At 55.1% G+C, this 3,593-nt stretch carries 4 protein-coding genes; all 4 read left to right on the forward strand.

Annotation, left to right across the window (positions count from 1 at the left end):
- The first annotated feature begins 264 nt into the window (after positions 1–264).
- Positions 265–1,302 (forward strand): hypothetical protein, encoded by a 1,038-nt coding sequence (locus tag N2245_RS14375; protein WP_494537394.1) that lies wholly within the window; start codon positions 265–267, stop codon positions 1,300–1,302.
- A gap of 52 nt (positions 1,303–1,354) precedes the next feature.
- Positions 1,355–1,984 carry a hypothetical protein gene (locus N2245_RS14380; protein ID WP_494537395.1) on the forward strand — a complete coding sequence of 210 codons (630 nt, stop codon included), beginning with the start codon at positions 1,355–1,357 and terminating at the stop codon, positions 1,982–1,984.
- 14 nt (positions 1,985–1,998) lie between these two features.
- On the forward strand, positions 1,999–2,643 hold the full coding sequence (locus N2245_RS14385) for a hypothetical protein (RefSeq protein ID WP_494537396.1): 645 nt from the start codon (positions 1,999–2,001) through the stop codon (positions 2,641–2,643).
- Positions 2,644–3,030: 387 nt separating this feature from the next.
- Positions 3,031–3,593: HD domain-containing protein (locus tag N2245_RS14390; RefSeq protein WP_494537397.1), on the forward strand; the 563-nt coding region annotated here is incomplete at its 3' end.

Raw genomic sequence — 3,593 nt, forward strand, 5'->3', positions numbered from 1 at the left:
CCATCGCCTCGGATAGGTGCCCGTTGCCCTCCACCGTCATGATCTCCAAACAACCCCTGCCATGGAAACCTCCAGCCTCAAGTATGCTCTTGATCTCCTCCAGCGGCATGGCAGCTAGCGGCGCCACAGGCCCCCCCTTGATGTGCGCAGATTTACTCTATGCTGCCACAAAGATTGACAGATGCTTTGTGCTAGAGTAGCATAACACACAACTTTTAGGGTGCATCCAAGTTCTAGAAGTCGGCCAAAGAGGAATATAAGATCATGAGAACGTGGATTCATATCGTATTTGCTATATCACTATTGGCTCTGATGTTTCCACAAGCAGTGAGAGCAGCGGTCCCAGCAGCTATCAGTTCTCTTGTTGGGAGATTTGTCCAGCAAACTGATGGCGTGTTCGGTTACCAGATGCTCGTGCCAGCAACTTGGGAGGAAGTGAACCTGGGAGACGCGCGTGGTTACATTCCCACAAATACAGGCGGGACCGACAATCAGATTCTGCTTACTGTAACCAATGCTCACACCTTAGCGGGAAATGGCAGCAGCAACATGACCGTCGTTGGGCTGGCGCTACTTAGGCAAAAAACCTCTTTGAGTGCCTGGACGCAGTTCCAGGAGCAGTTTTGGGAGGCACAGAATATCCCGTATGAACGGGTTCCAGGGCCACCTGCGGCCGCGATATATTCACTCACGCCAATGGCAGATCAGATTCAGCTTGTGGCATATACGGTATATCAAGGCAAGTTGCTAGTGGCTTCTCTTTATGGTTCTGGTATTTATGGCTCCAAAGAGCAGCTCGTGAGTGAGGGGCTGTTCACAGACTTCGCACTCATGGTTGGGAGCCTTGAGGCGGTGGAGGCCACGGCTTCTAAGGCTATAGCTGCTGATGAACTAGTTTCCATTACATCAGTTGATCGCACAACTGGCACCAAGTATGTCGGCAACTACCACTGCCATGGCAGCATTTGTGGCTACGATGAGTCCTACAAGATGATCACGCGATGGGATCATACCAGGGATATGATCGAGCGGCTGTACGAGGAACACTGGTACCGTCACAGCGACCTGCGCTACTCATGGCTGTACAACACGTACGTCACCAACGACACCTACCCCTGTGAAGCCGGGACGACACTTCTGTTCAGGTCCATAGGCAAGCACACCTATGCCAGCCAGTACACGATCAGCGACGATTGGTACCCCTACCGTATAGATACCAGACTGCGGACCAATACCTATCACGTGATGAACTTCGGAGACAACGCCATTCGGTGGTGCGCTGTCTACCAGCCATTCTACTAGCATTATAATCTGGGTAGATAGAGCCTGTGTACCACGATTGGTAGTGATGGAAATGTCTGACAGGATGAGAAGAGCTGCAACCGTGGTTGGGATCGTGGGAGCGATCGCCTTGTGGGCGGGATTCCTTGTGGTGTGCAACAGGCTGGGGCCGGCAGGAGTGGAACCTACGAGCTACTACGAGGGGGATGTGTACGCGGTGCGCACCTCACAGGCAGGTCCCCTGCGGCTGCTGCTGTGGCGCGTGAGCTACCAGCCCCAGCAACCACTAGGCAGAGCGATAGCGCTGACCTACACCGTAGTGTACCTGTGCCTAACGAACACTGGCAGCTCCCCAGTCATTCTGTATGAGACGCGCGAGGGATCCAAAGGAGAGCCTCCACCTCCGCCTCCCTATTACCTACTGGACGACCAGGGGCATCGCTACCCGGCAGTGGGGGCTGGCTGGTCCTGGAGGACAGGAGAGCCCGAGGAGAAATTCGTTGGCAAAGCATTGCCTGGCAGGATGGTCGATTTCACACTGGACTTTAACCACATACCTATACACGTTAGGCATCTAGTGCTCGTGATGGAAGACGTGAGGACCCAAGCAGGGCAGAGCTACGACCTGCGGGTAGAGGTACCGCTGCCAGGGGAGCATGAGGGGCAGGAAGGGAGCACCCTGGTGGGGTGCCCTGGTTTCTAAGAGGAGTGACATTAATGACTCGCAAGGTTATCCTATGGGTGGGCGTACCGCTACTGGTGATCCTGCTGGCAGGAGGCATCCTCGTAGCGGCAGCTCTCAGGTCATCCCAGTTGCCCACAAGGCCAGGAGGAGGTCCCACGAGTGCCCACAGCCCCCTCATCGGGCTATTGATCCCCAGGACAGACCGCGAGTTCGGCTATAGCATGCTCGTGCCAGCCAGATGGCAAGCAGTGGACCTGGGTGATAGACGGGCCTATGTGCCTCCCAACTCCCAGCACAAGCCGGATCGTCTCGTGCTCACCGCCACTAACTACAAGGTGCTGGCAGATAGGAACAAGAACCTACGGGTCATGCAGCTTGAGCTGTTTAGGCGACATCCCGATCCTGTTGGCTGGGCCGAGGCCATCGAGATGTCTTGGCGGGATACCGGCATGAGGTTCCAGAAGGAGAGTAGTCTTGCCAATGGAGTAATTTACTCTGTGAGACCAGCAGAGGATCAGATGCAACTTATGGCCTTCGTGGTGGATGCTGGGCAGCCCATGAATCTGACGATGGAGGGATATGGTGTATACAGTTCCAGAGAGACACTCGTTAGGGAGGGATTACTTGAGGACTTCCAGACGATGGCCCAAAGCCTGCACGCCGCCGATACCAAATAGGCAAGAGCCGGAGAAATTTCCCACGCCAAGCCAGGCGGCTAGCTCCTTTCGTGATACACGAAGCCTTTAGGAGAGCCAATTTGCTTGGCACCACTCAGCGGAGGTACGTGTGGGTACAGGGCAACTAGGAAGAGATTCGCTCGAGAGAGCTCTTAGGGAACTTTACCTTGTCCCTCTGGCTATACCCCCGAGGCGTGCCAGTAAGCTGTACTAAGTGCCGCTGCACCAGGAACAGATGCTAGGGCTGACAGTACGAGCGATCAGGTTCACCAGCGGCGGATCAGCCTTGTGTGCCAGTAGCATGAGACGGTAGTCTACACCGAATCCAGGCCGGTCGAAAAGGAGACGGAATCGAAGGTTGGAAGGGCAAGACATCCACTACTGGGCATGAGCGATCACGGCCCAGTCCATGTGCAGATAGTCGCCAACCTCGCCCTCAGACTCCTTCGCCTCCTGATGGCCAAGAACATACAACCCTCAATAGTCAAAGACCACGGCATGTCCGAGCACGATGCAGAAGTCGTTGTGGTACTGGCAGCACTCCTCCATGACTGCGGTATGTCCATACACAGAGATGATCACGAGTTCATGAGCCTCTTCATAGCACTACCCAAACTCCAGGAACTGCTCAGTAACCTCTACCCCCCGGCTGAACGCCGAGTCATCATCTCAGAAACCCTGCACGCCATCATCACTCACAGAAGCGATGGCAGACCCCTCACTCTGGAGGCAGGTATAGTGCGAGTGGCCGATGCGCTCGATATGGCCCAGGGCAGATCCAGAATACCCTTCGAAAGTGGACACGTCAACATCCACTCCGTGTCCGCTGCCGCCATAGAGAAAGTGGAAATAAACCAGGGTCAGGACAAGGCCATACGAGTGACCATCCACATGACCAACGCAGCAGGCATCTTCCAGATAGATGAGCTGCTGCGTCAAAAGCTCAAGGG

The organism is Thermobaculum sp. T2p (assembly GCF_059335935.1).